Origin of the sequence: Thomasclavelia sp. (assembly GCF_047249845.1) — a bacterium.
Lineage (GTDB): Bacteria > Bacillota_I > Bacilli_A > Erysipelotrichales > Coprobacillaceae > Thomasclavelia.
Window position 1 is genome coordinate 12,159 of sequence record NZ_JBKTWO010000038.1, and the last position, 14,977, is coordinate 27,135.

The 14,977-nt window shown below is 29.3% G+C and carries 15 protein-coding genes and 1 CRISPR repeat array; all 15 genes read left to right on the top strand.

The genetic code is table 11. The features are described from left to right. Nucleotides 1-26: 26 nt before the first annotated feature. The 15 genes from ACLR9T_RS10030 (at nucleotide 27) to ACLR9T_RS10100 (ending at nucleotide 14,843) form a co-directional block, all read left to right on the top strand. On the top strand, nucleotides 27-296 hold the full coding sequence (locus ACLR9T_RS10030; protein WP_413109406.1) for an HPr family phosphocarrier protein: 270 nt from the start codon (nucleotides 27-29) through the stop codon (nucleotides 294-296). A 96-nt stretch (nucleotides 297-392) separates the two neighbouring features. Continuing rightward, nucleotides 393-1,382, top strand: coding sequence for a phospho-N-acetylmuramoyl-pentapeptide-transferase (mraY, locus tag ACLR9T_RS10035; RefSeq protein ID WP_413109407.1), 990 nt, complete (start codon nucleotides 393-395; stop codon nucleotides 1,380-1,382). Between the two features lies 1 nt (nucleotide 1,383). After that, complete coding sequence (murD, locus tag ACLR9T_RS10040; RefSeq protein ID WP_413109408.1) at nucleotides 1,384-2,724, top strand: UDP-N-acetylmuramoyl-L-alanine--D-glutamate ligase; 1,341 nt, start codon at nucleotides 1,384-1,386, stop codon at nucleotides 2,722-2,724. A 226-nt stretch (nucleotides 2,725-2,950) separates the two neighbouring features. Beyond that, a CRISPR array of direct repeats spans nucleotides 2,951-3,970; the repeat unit is 30 nt; unit sequence GTTTAATAACAACATAAGATGTATTGAAAT. Nucleotides 3,971-4,164: 194 nt separating this feature from the next. After that, nucleotides 4,165-4,971 carry a MurR/RpiR family transcriptional regulator gene (locus ACLR9T_RS10045; RefSeq protein WP_413109409.1) on the top strand — a complete coding sequence of 269 codons (807 nt, stop codon included), beginning with the start codon at nucleotides 4,165-4,167 and terminating at the stop codon, nucleotides 4,969-4,971. 73 nt (nucleotides 4,972-5,044) lie between these two features. Continuing rightward, nucleotides 5,045-6,121 carry a putative lipid II flippase FtsW gene (gene ftsW, locus ACLR9T_RS10050; protein ID WP_413109410.1) on the top strand — a complete coding sequence of 359 codons (1,077 nt, stop codon included), beginning with the start codon at nucleotides 5,045-5,047 and terminating at the stop codon, nucleotides 6,119-6,121. A 28-nt stretch (nucleotides 6,122-6,149) separates the two neighbouring features. Then, nucleotides 6,150-7,235, top strand: a complete 1,086-nt coding sequence (gene murG, locus ACLR9T_RS10055; RefSeq protein WP_413109411.1) for an undecaprenyldiphospho-muramoylpentapeptide beta-N-acetylglucosaminyltransferase — start codon at nucleotides 6,150-6,152, stop codon at nucleotides 7,233-7,235. 1 nt (nucleotide 7,236) lies between these two features. Continuing rightward, nucleotides 7,237-8,151: a UDP-N-acetylmuramate dehydrogenase gene (gene murB, locus ACLR9T_RS10060; protein ID WP_413109412.1), complete on the top strand. Its 915-nt coding sequence runs from the start codon at nucleotides 7,237-7,239 to the stop codon at nucleotides 8,149-8,151. A 3-nt stretch (nucleotides 8,152-8,154) separates the two neighbouring features. Then, the gene (locus ACLR9T_RS10065) at nucleotides 8,155-8,916 is read left to right on the top strand and encodes a cell division protein FtsQ/DivIB (RefSeq protein ID WP_413109413.1); all 762 of its coding nucleotides are present in this window, start codon (nucleotides 8,155-8,157) and stop codon (nucleotides 8,914-8,916) included. An 84-nt stretch (nucleotides 8,917-9,000) separates the two neighbouring features. After that, nucleotides 9,001-10,260 (top strand): cell division protein FtsA, encoded by a 1,260-nt coding sequence (gene ftsA, locus ACLR9T_RS10070; protein WP_413109414.1) that lies wholly within the window; start codon nucleotides 9,001-9,003, stop codon nucleotides 10,258-10,260. Nucleotides 10,261-10,286: 26 nt separating this feature from the next. Continuing rightward, on the top strand, nucleotides 10,287-11,381 hold the full coding sequence (ftsZ, locus tag ACLR9T_RS10075; protein WP_413109415.1) for a cell division protein FtsZ: 1,095 nt from the start codon (nucleotides 10,287-10,289) through the stop codon (nucleotides 11,379-11,381). 48 nt (nucleotides 11,382-11,429) lie between these two features. Then, on the top strand, nucleotides 11,430-12,206 hold the full coding sequence (gene proC, locus ACLR9T_RS10080) for a pyrroline-5-carboxylate reductase (protein ID WP_413109416.1): 777 nt from the start codon (nucleotides 11,430-11,432) through the stop codon (nucleotides 12,204-12,206). A gap of 116 nt (nucleotides 12,207-12,322) precedes the next feature. After that, nucleotides 12,323-13,060: a sigma-E processing peptidase SpoIIGA gene (locus ACLR9T_RS10085; protein ID WP_413109417.1), complete on the top strand. Its 738-nt coding sequence runs from the start codon at nucleotides 12,323-12,325 to the stop codon at nucleotides 13,058-13,060. Then, nucleotides 13,060-13,755: an RNA polymerase sporulation sigma factor SigK gene (sigK, locus tag ACLR9T_RS10090; RefSeq protein ID WP_413109418.1), complete on the top strand. Its 696-nt coding sequence runs from the start codon at nucleotides 13,060-13,062 to the stop codon at nucleotides 13,753-13,755. Before ACLR9T_RS10085 ends, sigK begins: the two co-directional genes overlap by 1 nt. A 48-nt stretch (nucleotides 13,756-13,803) precedes the next feature. Further along, nucleotides 13,804-14,580 carry a SigB/SigF/SigG family RNA polymerase sigma factor gene (locus ACLR9T_RS10095; protein WP_413109419.1) on the top strand — a complete coding sequence of 259 codons (777 nt, stop codon included), beginning with the start codon at nucleotides 13,804-13,806 and terminating at the stop codon, nucleotides 14,578-14,580. Nucleotides 14,581-14,603: 23 nt separating this feature from the next. Continuing rightward, nucleotides 14,604-14,843, top strand: coding sequence for a YlmC/YmxH family sporulation protein (locus ACLR9T_RS10100; RefSeq protein WP_092356486.1), 240 nt, complete (start codon nucleotides 14,604-14,606; stop codon nucleotides 14,841-14,843). The last annotated feature ends 134 nt before the right edge of the window (nucleotides 14,844-14,977 follow it).

Here is a 14,977-nt window from a genome sequence, read left to right on the forward strand (position 1 = left end):
ATAGATAACAGAAGGAGGAAAGCAATATGGTAAAAAGAGTCAATGTTACCGTAACTGATCCCGTTGGTCTTTATGCTACTCCAGCAACAGAGCTGGTTGATCGAATGAAGGCTTTTAACAGTGATATTAAATTAATCTACGCTTCTAAGACAGTAAACATGAAATCATTAATGGGAGTTCTTTCTTTAGGAATTCCAACAAAAGCAAATATTGAAATTATTGCCGAAGGTGAAGATGAAGACGCAGCGATTAAAAAGGTAACTGAATTAATGAAAGAGTTAAACATCACCAAATAGACTGTCGAATAATTGGGACTTTGTCCCTTTTATTTTGCCTATTATTTGATAATATGATATAGTAAAGACGAATTTAAAAAAAAGGGGACATATAAAATGGAAAACTTCTTAAAATTAATCTTTGCTTTTGGTGTAGGGTTTATCTTAGTTTTAGTTGCTATGCCTAAAGTAATCCCGTTTCTACATAAGATGAAATTCGGTCAGGTTGAACGTGAAGAAGGTCCTGAATCACATAAGGCTAAAAATGGTACACCAACTATGGGTGGAATTGTATTTATTTTGGCAGCGATTTTAGGAACATTTATTAGTACGTTAGTTTTTGATATTGATAATATCTTTAATCCAGAATTGATTTTAACAACAATTGTATTAGTAGGATATAGTTTAATTGGACTGATTGATGATGCTTTAATTATTGTAAAGCATAGTAATAAAGGATTGCCGCCATTAGCAAAGTTATTAGCACAAATCGCTTTGGCAGTTATTTGTTATTTTTATGCAATGAATTTTATTCCTGGATTTACTTCAGTTATAACTATTCCATTAGTTGATATTAGTATTGATTTAGGATATTTATATCCCGTTTTAATATTAATTATGTTTGCAGGGGAAAGTAACGGAGTTAATTTATCAGACGGTTTAGATGGATTAGCTACAGGGCTTTCAATGGTTGCAATTGCGCCATTTATTATTTTTGCAGTTATGACAAAAGACTATACTCTTGCAAGTTATGCTACTGCAATGGTAGGTTCATTGTTAGGATTTATGTTATTTAACTATCATCCAGCTAGAATTTTTATGGGTGATGTTGGTTCACTTGGGTTAGGTGGTTTTTTAGCTGTTTTGGCAATATTAACTAAACAGGAATTATTATTGATTTTAGTTGGTGGTGTTTTTCTAATGGAAACGTTGTCAGTAATTATTCAAGTAGGATCTTTTAAATTACGTGGAAAACGTGTATTTAAAATGGCACCAATTCATCATCATTTTGAGATGTTAGGCTGGTCTGAACAACAGGTAACTATTTCGTTTTGGTTCATCGGTTTCATTTGTGGAATTTTATCGATCGTAATCGGGGTATTATAGAATGTTAACAGGGAAAAAAGTTTTAGTTATCGGCCTTGCTAAAAGTGGTAGGGCTGCAATTAATTTATTATATAAACTTAATGCAACAATAACAGTAAATGAATATAAAGATGCTAAAGATATTTCTGATTATCAACAATTTGTTGATAAAGGTATTGAAATGATAACAGGGTCTCATCCAGAAGAATTATTTGAACGTGATTTTGATTTTGTCATTAAAAATCCTGGAATTAATTATCATAAGCCATTTATTTTAAGGTTAAAGGAAAGAAATATTCCAGTATATACAGAAATTGAGTTAGCATTTCAAGTGGCTAAAAAACAAAATTATATCGGGGTAACAGGTACTAATGGTAAAACTACTACAGTTACTTTGATTGATAAGATTTTAAAAGGACAATATTCTAATGTACATTTAGCAGGAAATGTTGGAACTCCATTATGTGAGATAGTTTTAAAATATAACTTATTAGAAGAAGAAAATCATTATATTGTAATTGAAATGAGTAATTTTCAATTACTAGATATTGATACTTTTAAACCATTTGTTTCAACAATTATTAATTTAACACCTGATCATTTAGATTACATGGCTTCACTTGATGAATACTATGCATCAAAAACAAATATTTATAAAAATACAGATCTAAATGATTATTTCATTGTTAATAAAGATGATGCAGTATTAGCACAGTATTTAAAAGAATATCCTGTTCCATGTAAACAAATTACAATGTCATTAACCAATCAAGCTGATTGTATAATTAAGGATCATGCTATTTATTATCAAGATGAATTTATTATTGATCTTAATGATATTAAAGTTGTTGGAAATCATAATTTACAAAATATCATGATTGCAATTTGTATTGCAAAACAATGTGGTATTACAAATGATATTCTTAATCAAGAGATAGCTTCATTTATTGGGGTAGAACACCGAATTGAATTTGTTAGAGAAATTAATGGGATTAAGATCTATAATGATTCTAAAGCAACAAATACTGATGCTAGTATTATTGCATTAAAAGCTTTTAATCAACCAGTTATTTTATTAATGGGTGGTTTTGATAAAGGTTTAGATCTTCAAGAAATGTCAACGTACAAAGATAAGATTAAAGGCCTAGTAACTTTTGGAGCAGCTGGTAAACGTTTTAAAGAAGATATGAAAGTTGAAAATAGTATATGTGTTAGTAACCTTAAAGAGGCAGTATTGGAAGCAATTAATCAAGCTCAATCTGGTGATATAATTTTATTATCACCATCAACAAGTAGTTTTGATGAGTTTTCAGGTTATGAAGAGCGTGGTACAGTGTTTAAAGAAATTGTTAAAAGTATATAGGGTTTTATATTTATACATAAAAAGAACTGGTTATTATAATCAGTTCTTTATTTTTACCAGACGTAACTTTCCTTGAAATGCTCAAAACTATTGGGAGAGTAAGGGTTAAAGAGATTTTTCTTGAAAAATATGAAAAAGTTAAATTGCCTGGTAAAAAAACAAAAAAGTGTTGATATATAAAGGGTTTGAGGTATAATGGAATATGAGAAGTGGCCTATTTACTAGGGTTTAATAACAACATAAGATGTATTGAAATACGATTTTGTAGTCTCTAACGGTTGGTGCTATATAGTTTAATAACAACATAAGATGTATTGAAATACTTTTTTGCTAACCGTAAAACGTCTGTTTTTTAATGTTTAATAACAACATAAGATGTATTGAAATTAATTAATCATCTGAATTTTTCTTAACAAATTGCTAAGTTTAATAACAACATAAGATGTATTGAAATTTTGCTAAATGGGTTTTTCCACTAAACGGTGCACCGGTTTAATAACAACATAAGATGTATTGAAATACTAAATCTAATGCAATTGTTTTGAAGTCATTTTGGTTTAATAACAACATAAGATGTATTGAAATGCTCTTGTTTAACGTTTTCAATTTCTTCCAAAATTTCGTTTAATAACAACATAAGATGTATTGAAATCGAATTGAGAGATATTTATTTGATATTATAAATGAAGTTTAATAACAACATAAGATGTATTGAAATCCTCAATACCTTATGGGGTATATCTAAAGGCAAATAGTTTAATAACAACATAAGATGTATTGAAATTATCAAAACCATTTAGCGGTAAGTGATATGAGGGTGTTTAATAACAACATAAGATGTATTGAAATTTAGCAAAAGGATTAGTAGATAAGGGTTATAAAGTAGTTTAATAACAACATAAGATGTATTGAAATATCATTTTTCATTTTCCTCTTTTCTCTCTTTTTAATGTTTAATAACAACATAAGATGTATTGAAATGTATTATTTGATCCGCAAGGTAAAAACAAAGATATTGTTTAATAACAACATAAGATGTATTGAAATGGTTTAAGGTTATTAAAATGAACCTTAACCCCCTCAAGTTTAATAACAACATAAGATGTATTGAAATCCATTAAAAAAATCATACATATAATCTCCTAAAACAGTTTAATAACAACATAAGATGTACTTAAATCTACAACTCTTCCAAATTCATCCACACAAATACAACGTTTAATAACAACATAAGATGTACTTAAATAAAGATCTTTGGCATATTTGCTGAGGATTTTTTAGGTATAGGGAATTTTGGAGGAATTTATCACAAATAATATATAATATGTATCTTTATGGTAAATAAAATTATATAATTAATGTATTAAGAAGATGATGGGAAGATATTCATGTATTTCCTGCGATAGTTTAAGAAATTGTGAGGTGAAAGATGATGGGGTAATGAAAATAAAATTGCATCAATTAATTAATCATGCGCAGACTGAAAGTGTTCATTATTTATTAGCTAAATATTTGCTTGATAATATAAATGATATTAATCATTTATCGATTAATAAAGTAGTTGAAGATACATTAATATCAAAGACATCGATACTAAAGTTTTGTAATTACTTTGGCTATGATTCATGGAAACGATTTTGTAGTGATTTGCAAGCTGAATTTTTGATGGAACAACAACGCTTAGCTCAATTAAAAATGAATGCAAAACTGATGTTTATTAAAGATGGTTCAAAAGATTATATAAAGTTAAAAAATGAATTTTTTAATGAAGTAGAAAAAACTATTACATTTTCAAAAATAAAAAAATTTGCTAGAGAATTATATGAAGCAAATAAGATTTTTATTATTGGTGAAATATGTGAGATACCATTATTTTATGAATTTCAAGATATTTTGTCTTATAATCAAAAAAAAGTCATTTTACCTAGATATTTAAATAAAAAAGATTTTGATAGTCAAATTAATAACATCGATCAAGAAACATTAATAATTATCTGTGATGGTTTACATTGTTATCAGGATTTTATTGATCATAGTAATATCAATTCTGAATATGATCAAAGTTTATTATTTAAAAATAATAAAAAAATATTTATTGGTCAAAAAAGCGACCTTCAAAGTGATGATTTAATCACATTTGAAATACCCTTTTCATTTAATGAATATTTTATTCGTTTAGCTATAACCGATTTTATATATAAAACAATTACATACTATTTATACAAGTACAGTGATGGAAATAAATAAAGTTTACTTATAAAAGTAAGCTTTTTTCATTTATTAAAATTTAAAATCATATACTTAAAATGGAGGTAAGTATATGAAAAGTAGAAGAGTAGTCATCTCAGTATTAATAATTGTTGTAATAGGCTTAATGATGGTATATAGTGCTTCTAATATTTGGGCCGGATATAAATTTAATGATTCATTGTATTACATTAAACGACAAGGAATTTTTGCAGTAATTGGTATAATTGCAATGTTTATTTTTTCTAAAATAGATTATCATATTTATCAAAAGAATGCTAATAAGCTTTTGATAGGATCTTTTATTTTAATGGTTTTAGTATTGATTCCAGGAATTGGAGCGGTTCGTGGTGGGTCTAGAAGCTGGTTTAATTTGGGTATTATTTCTTTACAGCCTTCGGAATTGTTTAAGATTGCAATGATTATTTATAGTGCTAATTATATTGGTAATCATTATCATGAACTAAAGAAATTAAAAGCTAGTTTTAAGTTATTATTAATATTAGGTTTAGGGTTTGGGTTGATTATGTTACAGCCGGATTTTGGTAGTGGGGTAGTTATGGCATGTTCAATCATTGTAATGTTGATTGTTAGTCCTTTTCCTTTTAAATATTTTGTGATGCTGGGAGTTTTGGGAGTAATTGGAATTGTCTTGATGATTGCATCTGCACCATATCGGTTAGCTAGAATAGTGGCTTTTTTAAATCCGTTTGCTGATCCTTTAGGTAGTGGCTTCCAAATTATCCAATCATTATATGCGATTGCACCAGGAGGAATTTTAGGAGTTGGATTTAATAATAGTGTCCAAAAACATTTTTATTTACCAGAGCCACAAACAGATTTTATTTTTGCTATATATTTAGAAGAGTTTGGGTTAGTTGGGGGAATACTATTGGTTGGATTATATGGCTATATGTTTATTACTGTATTTAATCAGGCAATGAAGGTAAAAGATTTGTTTGGTAGTTTTTTAATGATTGGAATTATTTCAATGATTGGAATTCAGACTTTAATTAATCTTGGAGTTGTGGTAGGATTATTCCCAGTAACAGGTGTTACACTTCCATTGATGTCATATGGAGGATCGTCATTGACAATAACGCTTATTGCTATTGGAATTGTATTAAATATTTCAAAATCAATGTATTAATGATATACTATTGCATAGAGGTGAGATGATGAAAGTAATTGTTGGAGCCGGAGGAACAGGAGGACACCTTTATCCTGCCTTGGCTTTGGTTGAATATATAAAAGAAAAAGAACCTGACAGTGAGTTTTTGTTTGTTGGGACTAAAGATCGTTTGGAATCAACAGTAGTTCCTCAACAAGGATATGATTATGTTGGGTTAAATGTTCAGGGATTAGTAGGTAACCCAATTAAAAAAGGGATAGCGATGATGATTTTTGTAAAATCAATTTTTACAGCTAAAAAAATAGTCAAAAAATTTAATCCTGATATTGTAATTGGTTTTGGTGGCTATCCAAGTGCTAGCGTTGTGGAAGCTGCTAGCAGATTGGGTTATAAAACGATGATTCATGAACAAAATTCAATTATTGGTTTGACAAATAAAATTCTAATTAAACATGTTGATAAAATTGTTTGTTGTTATGATTTAGCTTATGAACATTTTCCTAAGGAAAAAACTTATAAATTAGGAAATCCTCGCGCAAGTGTCATTGCTTCAATCAAACCAAAAGATATTTTTCATAAATATGATTTAGATAAAAATAAACCTTTAGTAACTATTGTAATGGGGTCTCTTGGTTCAAAATCAGTTAATGAAAAGATGTTAGAATCATTAAGAAGCTTTGAAAAAAAGGATTATCAGGTATTATATGTAACAGGTAAAAATAATTTTGAAGAAATGAGTGCTAAATTAGGAAAGCTAAAACAAAATGTGAAATTAGTACCCTATATTGATGATATGCCATCAGTATTAAAAAATACGTCATTAGTAGTATCAAGAGCTGGAGCTTCAACAATTGCTGAAATTACAGCAATCGGAATACCTGCGATTTTGATTCCTAGTCCATATGTGGCGGCAAATCATCAAGAGTATAATGCTCGAGAATTAGCAGAGCGTAATGCTGCTAAAATGATTCTTGAAACAGAATTGAATAGTAAGGATTTTGTTAAAGAAGTTGATTATATTTTAAGTAATCAAATAGTTCAAGAGAGTATGAAAAAAAATGCTAAAGCATTAGGAAAACCTAATGCACTTAATGATATTTATAAATTGATCAAAAAAATGTTAGGAGCTTAAAATGAAGTTTTCACAAATAAAAGATGATTTAACAGATTTAGATGTTGGAAAAATTATTGAAGATGAACCTCTTTATAAACATACAACTTATAAAGTAGGAGGACCTGCAAGAATATATTTAATGGTAAAAGATATTAACAGCTTAGTAAAAGCAATTAAATATTGCCGTAAACATCGAATCATGCATATGGTAATTGGACGCGGATCTAACTTATTGTTTTCAGATAAGGAATATGAAGGAGTTATTATTTCGTTAAATGAGTGTTTTAAAGAAGTAAAGATAAATGGTTCGATTATTAAGGCCCAAGCAGGAGTACCGATGATTACGTTATCCTATCAGGCAGCTAAGATTGGATTAAGTGGTTTTGAGTTCATGGGTGGAATTCCTGGTACGATAGGTGGGGGGGTTTACATGAATGCGGGAGCTTATAAGTATGATATTGCTAGTGTTGTTAAAACTGTAACCCTTTTAAATGAGAAATGTGAAGTAGTGACTTATGATAGAGAACAGATGGAATTTTCTTATCGCCATTCAATCTGTCAAGATAATCATAGATTAATAATTCTTGAAGCAGAATTTGAATTGACGGCTAAAGATCCAAATGAGATCAAAGCTGTTTTAGATAAACGTAAAGAACGGAGAATGTCAAGTCAACCATGGAATATGCCTAGTGCGGGAAGTGTATTTAGAAATCATGAAAATAAAGCGGCATGGCAATATATTGATGAATGTGGTTTAAGAGGATATGAAATAGGTGGGGCTCAAATTTCACCTAAACATTCTAATTTTATTGTTAATAATGGTTATGCTAGTGCTAAAGATATATATGACTTAATCATGCTGGTACAAGAAAAAGTGGCTGAGAAGTTTAATGTGAAGTTAAAGCGTGAGGTTGATTTGGTTAATTGGGAGTAGAGTATGGCAAAGAAGCAGCGAACTGTTTATAATGATTATGACCGTGATCAAGTAAGAGCAATTTTAAAAAAAAGGAAAGTAAAACGGAGAAAAAGAAGAATTAAAATTTTGCTGGTTATTTTAATAATTATCTTGATTATTGCTTTTTTCATTAGTGATTATAGTCGTCTAAAATCAATTACTGTTAATGGTATTAATCGATTAGAACGCCAGGAAATCGTTGATGCTGCTAAAATTAATTTACATCAAGATTACATTTTTTTTACTAATACAGATGCTATTGCATCAAGGATTAAAAAGGTATCCTTGGTTAAAGATGTGAAAGTTTCAAAAAGTTTATTTGGTGATGTTACGATTAAAGTGGTTGAGGCCGATCCAATTGGTCAATGCATAATTGATAATATCTTATATGTAATTGATGAAACTGGTCGGTTAGCAAAAGATGACAGTGGTCGGCTTGTTAATTATGTTCAACGGTGTCCACGTTTAAATAATTTTGATTATGAGCGTTTGGAAGCATTTGGTAAAGAATTTGCAAAAATCCCATCACAAGTTATTAATCAGATTTCTGATATTAATTATGCTCCCCAAACTGCAGATGAAACAAGATGTGAGTTTATTATGGATGATGGGAAAATTCTTTATTTAAGATATGATGATATGGCAGAACAATTAAAAGGAAATTATTATGCCTTATTAATGGAAAAATATCCTGATGATAAATATTATGATTTTTTAGGAAAATATGTATATCGAAGTAAGTAATTTTTTTACTTATGATAATTAAAGGAGTTTAAAAACTGTCGTTTTTATGCTAGAATTGTATATATTAAGAAAAGGAGATACGTGATGAAAAATATTTACGCTGTTTTGGATATCGGTAGTGCAACATTAAAGTTTCTTGTTGCTGAGATAAGTAACATTAATGTAAACGTATTATTTGTTAAAACAATTCCTAGTCATGGCGTGAAAAAGGGAATTATTGAAGATGACCGTATCTTAACAAGAGATATACGAAAAGTAATTGATGAAGCGGAAGCATTTTTAGAAACAAAGATTACTAGCGTCGCTTTAACAATTCCAACTATAAAAGCTAAATTATATCAAAGTGATAGTAGTGTCAGTCTTTCAGAAGCTGGCTCTAAGATTACTAGTGATGATATTGTTAGAGTTCTACGTTTATCATCAAAGTTTAAACGCTCTAAAGATGAAGAAGTAGTATCAATCATTCCAGTTAGATATCATAGTGATAAAGGAGCTACTATTGAAGCACCGATTGGAGAAGTTTCAAGAAATCTGATTGTAGATTCGTTAGTTATTACAACTAGTAAAGAATTACTTTATCCATATATATCAGTTGTTGAAAAATGCGGGATAGAAGTACTTGACATTACCATTAATGCTTTTGCATGTGCTAAAGAGGCTTTTGATGCTGTTTACCTTCAAGAGGGTGCGGTATTGATTGATATGGGTTATAAGACTTCGACAGTTTCATTTTATAAAGATGGATATTTACAGTACTTGACTGTTTGTCAGGTTGGGGGTTATGATTTTACTAGAAATATTGCACAAAATATGCAAATTTCTATGAACCAGGCAGAAGCTTATAAAATCAAGTATGGCTCTTTAGATATTAATAAGGGGCAAAATGATATTATCCATACTACTGTTGTTGAAGGGCAGAAACGCGACTATACACAACAGGATCTGGCAGATTTATTAAATGAAACTGCTTATGAAGTAATGAATAAAATTAAAGAAAAGATTACTGTAATTGATGATGGGGGTAAATATGAAACTTTAATTGTTGGTGGTGGAGGAGAGTTAGAAAGACTTGATACGATCGCTAGCGAAGTATTGGAATGTCCTGTTAGAATTTATCGTCCTGAAACAATTGGAGCGCGTGATATGTCATTAGTTGCTTCAATTGGTATGATTTATTATTTAATGGAAAGAAAACAAATTGTTGGTGAGTATACACCATCATTAGTTTTACCAGATATCACAAGTACTATGTCAATTCGATTTAAGGGGTTAACTAAATCGGTGCCTAAAAATCAAAGTGGCAAAGTGTCTAAGTTATTGGATACGTTTTTTAGTGAAGATTAATATAAAAAGAGAGGAAACAAGTTATCATGAGTGAAGAATTAGGATTTGAACAAGTAGCACGAATTAAAGTAATTGGTGTTGGTGGTGGTGGTAACAACGCTGTAAATCGAATGGTAGAAGAAGGGGTAGAAGGAGTAGAATTCTATGTCGCAAATACTGATTTACAAGTTTTAAAACGTTCACCAGTAAAAAACAAAATTGAATTAGGTCGTGACTTGACAAAAGGGTTAGGAGCTGGTGGAGAACCAGAAATCGGAAAAAAAGCAGCTCTTGAATCTGAAGCAGATATTCGTCAAGTTTTAGAAGGTGCCGATATGGTTTTCATTGCTGCTGGTATGGGTGGTGGAACTGGTACTGGTGCTGCTCCTGTTTTTGCTAAGATTGCTCGTGAATTAGGGGCGTTAACTGTAGGAGTAATTACTAAGCCATTTACTTTTGAGGGAATGAAAAGAAAAAAACAGGCGATTTCAGGAATAGAAGAATTACGTGCAAATGTTGATTCAATTATTACTGTATCAAATGATCGTCTTTTACAATTAATTGGTGGTCGTCCAATGCAAGAAGCATTTAGAGAAGCGGATAATGTTTTGCGACAAGGGGTGCAAACCATTACAGATTTAATTGCGATTCCAGCTTTTATCAACCTTGATTTTGCTGATGTTTCTGCAGTTATGAAAAATCGTGGAAATGCTCTAATTGGTATAGGTATGGCTTCTGGAGATGATAAAGCTAAAGAAGCTGCTAAAAGAGCAATCTCTTCACCATTGCTAGAGGTGTCAGTAGCGGGGGCTAAAGATGCGATCATTAATGTAACTGGAGGACCAAATATATCGTTATTTGATGCTAATATTGCATTGGAAACAATTTCTCAAGAAGTTGGTGATGATATTAATACATATTTAGGGATTGCAATTAATGATAATTTAGATGATGATATCATCGTTACTGTTATTGCAACAGGTTTTGAAGAAGATAAAGAAGATGAATTTGAGCAGCGTGCTAATATGTTGAAATCACGTACTAGTGAGGATGTAGTTCCATTATCAGCACGTTTTGAGATGGATGATGACGATGATGATAGTGATTTTCCACCTGCATTCATTAAAAATAGAAGGATTTAATTAATAAGCTAACATTGTTAGCTTTTTTAATAAAGGAGGAATTTAAGTATGAAAAAAATTGGATTTATTGGTATGGGGAATATGGCTAGCGCAATTGCTGGAGGAATTATTAAAAGTAATTTTATTAAAGGTGATAAAGTTTATGCTTTTGATATCAATCAAGAAAAATTATTAAGAATGAATCATGATTTTAATATTATTAGTTGTGATAGTGAAATAGATTTAGTAGAAAAAGTAGATTTGGTAGTACTTGCTATAAAGCCTAATATTGTCGATGAAGTAATTGTTAAAATCAAAGATAAATTAAATGATAAAGCAGTTATTTCAATTGTTGCAGGTTATGATAATGATAAATTTGATCAATTACTATTACCGACTACACGACATTTATCAGTTATGCCAAATACCCCAGCTTTGGTATTAAAAGGAATGACATTATTAGAAAAAGAAAATTCTTTAACTGCTACGGAATTAGAGTTTGTAGTAGAGATGTTTTCAAGTATTGGCGAGGTTTTAATTCTTCCTAGTTATCAAATGAAAGCTGGAGGAAGTATTAGTGGTTGTGGACCTGCATTTGTTTACATGTTTATTGAAGCTATGGCAGATGGTGGTGTGAGCTTAGGTTTACCACGTGATGTTGCTTATAAACTTGCTAGTCAAACATTAATTGGTTCAGGGATGATGCAAAAAGAAACTGCTTTACATCCAGGAATTTTAAAGGATCAGGTTTGTTCACCAGGAGGAATAACAATTAAGGGCGTTGAAACTCTTGAGGCTAACGGTTTTAGGAATGCTGTTATTAAGGCAATAAAAGAATCTAATTAGTATCCTATTGATTTAGGATACTTTTTTATTTATAAAAGTTAATAACAGATTTGTTTTTCTTTTACTGACATATTTTTAATTCTGAAAGCGATATGATAACAAGGGGTGAAGAAGAAATGGAGGTTTATATAGAATTTACTTATTTAAGTAATTTTTTAATTATTTTAGTATCATTGGAAATGATGGGAATATTACTAAGTAAGGAAATGACATATTTACAAGTACTTAAACATAGTTTGGTTTTAAGTTTAGGGACTTTGCTAATATATGTTGATAAATATAGTTGGATTATTCTTATTATTTGGATGGTCATATTTTATTATTTATATCATAAACAAATATTTTTATATTATCCAATTTTTATTTTTATTTATTTTTCAACTTTATTTTTTACTAGTTCACTTATTCCTGATGCTTTTATTTATAATGGGATTTTAATTACACCGTTAAATACTAGTAGTATGATGTTATTTGTAATTGGTTTATTAGTGATTTTAATGCAAGTAATGTTTATTATTTATTTGAAGAGAAAGGTTAGAATTGAAACTTATTTGTATCCAATGGAATTGGAGTATAGTGGTAAGAAGTATTTAATTGAAGGCTTTTTAGATAGTGGAAATGAAGTTTATTATGAGGGATTTCCATTAATTTTAATTAAAACAGGAATAATTGAGGATTATGATATTATTGATATCATGGAATTAAATGATTTAAGAAGTGAATATATTGAAATCATTAAAGTAAATCAAATAACTGTAAATAAGCAGTTGTTACAAGATATTTATATTGGGATTATTAATGGAATCCAATATGAATGTTTATTAAATAAAGCCTTAATGGGAGGAGTTTTGTAATGATCAAATTTATTTTAAAACTATTAAATAAAACTAAATATCTTTATTATATTGGCAGGCATGATATTTTACCACCACCATTAAAAACCCTTGAAGAAAAAGAGGCGTTAGAAAGATTAGCTAACGGTGATAGTGATGCCCGTGATTTACTGATTGAACATAATTTGCGTTTAGTAGTCTATGTTGCAAAACGTTATGATACAGCACAAAATGGAGGTATAGAAGATTTAATTAGTATTGGAACGATTGGTTTAGTAAAAGCTATTAATACATTTAAATCTGATAAAAATATTAAACTTGCGACTTATGCATCACGTTGTATTGAAAATGAAATATTGATGTTTTTAAGAAAAAATAATAAATTGAGACATGAGATTTCATTGGATGAACCATTAAACATAGATTATGATGGTAATGAGTTATTGTTATCAGATATTATTGGAACTGATAGTGATATTGTTAAAAATGAATTAGAACAAAGTGATCAAAAAACAATGTTTTATGAAGCTTTTAAAGATTTATCAAAGCGTGAAAAAGAAATTTTGATGTTTAGATATGGTTTAATGAATTATGATGAACTAACACAAAAAGATGTTGCTAAAATGATGGGAATATCACAATCATATATATCAAGACTCGAAAAAAAAATTATAAAAAAATTAAGAAACAAATTAAATTATAATGAAATAAAATAAGTATAAATTTGTCATATTTGCTAAAAATAAGGATGAAAGAAGGCAAATATGAATAATTATCAAGTTATTATAAACGGTTATCATGAACCAAAAAAGAGACTTACAACTAAAGAAACTTATGAGTTGATTGATCAATATCAAGCAACTAAAGATCCTGAAATTAAAGAAAAATTAGTTAATGATAATGCAAAGCTGGTTATCTCGATGACTAAGCGTTTCTATGGTCGAAGTGATAGTAGTGAAGACTTGTTTCAAGTTGGAGTGATTGGTTTGATAAAAGCAATTGAAAACTTTGATACTAGTTATGGCTTGAAGTTTTCAACTTATGCTGTTCCTTTAATTATTGGTGAGATGAAGCGCTATTTACGTGATAATCATCAAATTAAGATTTCTCGTTCGATTCGTGATCTCGCTTATAAAGTATTGAAAGTCAAAGATCATTATTTAGCTAAATTCCAACGTGAACCTACGATAAAAGAACTAGCTGATGAATTAGAGACTGATCAAGGTGCAATAATTGAGGCACTTTTATCAACAAATAGTGTTTCTTCATTGCAAGAAGAAGTGAAAAATGATGATGGTAATAATTTAAAGATGATTGATTCCTTAAGTGATGATAAAACAGTTGTATCAAGGACTAATGAAAAAATAGATTTATATGATGCATTAAAATTACTTGATCAAAAAGAACATCAAGTAATTAAACAAAGATATTTTGAAGGATTATCTCAAAGTGAGATAGCTAAAGAATTATTTATTTCTCAAGCACAAGTATCAAGAATTGAAAGAAAAGCATTAAACAATCTACATAATTACCTAAAATAAGCATATATATTAATGGTGATTTGATGAGATTTGTAAAATTGCAATCTAAAGATGTTGTAAATGTAGTAGATGGCTGTAAAGTAGGCTTTATAAGTGATATTGAAATTGACTGGTGTACTAGAAGTATTCAAGCTATTGTAGTAGAAAAGTATAGTTTCTTTAAATTGTTTTGTTTTTTTAAAGAAGCACCATGTATAATTATTCCGTTTGAATGTGTTGTTAGCATTGGCGGTGATGTGATTCTTGTTTCAATAGAGCCGTAAATATTAGAAGACAATATAATTCTATTTAGATTTATGTTGTCTTTTTTAATTTTATGTTTAAATAAAATGTGAATTTAAGGATTTTTAGAAGAGAGAGGCTAAATATGCTTTTATGATGGTGTTTTTTGTGCTAT

What these genes read in the sequence shown, in the direction of transcription:
- murD (WP_413109408.1), top strand. Translation starts at nt 1,384, where the DNA reads ATGTTAACAGGGAAAAAAGTTTTAGTTATCGGCCTTGCTAAAAGTGGT.
- ACLR9T_RS10095 (WP_413109419.1), top strand. Translation starts at nt 13,804, where the DNA reads ATGAATAATTATCAAGTTATTATAAACGGTTATCATGAACCAAAAAAG.
- ftsW (WP_413109410.1), top strand. Translation starts at nt 5,045, where the DNA reads ATGAAAAGTAGAAGAGTAGTCATCTCAGTATTAATAATTGTTGTAATA.
- murB (WP_413109412.1), top strand. Translation starts at nt 7,237, where the DNA reads ATGAAGTTTTCACAAATAAAAGATGATTTAACAGATTTAGATGTTGGA.
- ACLR9T_RS10065 (WP_413109413.1), top strand. Translation starts at nt 8,155, where the DNA reads ATGGCAAAGAAGCAGCGAACTGTTTATAATGATTATGACCGTGATCAA.
- murG (WP_413109411.1), top strand. Translation starts at nt 6,150, where the DNA reads ATGAAAGTAATTGTTGGAGCCGGAGGAACAGGAGGACACCTTTATCCT.
- ftsA (WP_413109414.1), top strand. Translation starts at nt 9,001, where the DNA reads ATGAAAAATATTTACGCTGTTTTGGATATCGGTAGTGCAACATTAAAG.
- ACLR9T_RS10100 (WP_092356486.1), top strand. Translation starts at nt 14,604, where the DNA reads ATGAGATTTGTAAAATTGCAATCTAAAGATGTTGTAAATGTAGTAGAT.
- ACLR9T_RS10045 (WP_413109409.1), top strand. Translation starts at nt 4,165, where the DNA reads ATGAAAATAAAATTGCATCAATTAATTAATCATGCGCAGACTGAAAGT.
- proC (WP_413109416.1), top strand. Translation starts at nt 11,430, where the DNA reads ATGAAAAAAATTGGATTTATTGGTATGGGGAATATGGCTAGCGCAATT.
- sigK (WP_413109418.1), top strand. Translation starts at nt 13,060, where the DNA reads ATGATCAAATTTATTTTAAAACTATTAAATAAAACTAAATATCTTTAT.
- ftsZ (WP_413109415.1), top strand. Translation starts at nt 10,287, where the DNA reads ATGAGTGAAGAATTAGGATTTGAACAAGTAGCACGAATTAAAGTAATT.
- mraY (WP_413109407.1), top strand. Translation starts at nt 393, where the DNA reads ATGGAAAACTTCTTAAAATTAATCTTTGCTTTTGGTGTAGGGTTTATC.
- ACLR9T_RS10085 (WP_413109417.1), top strand. Translation starts at nt 12,323, where the DNA reads ATGGAGGTTTATATAGAATTTACTTATTTAAGTAATTTTTTAATTATT.
- ACLR9T_RS10030 (WP_413109406.1), top strand. Translation starts at nt 27, where the DNA reads ATGGTAAAAAGAGTCAATGTTACCGTAACTGATCCCGTTGGTCTTTAT.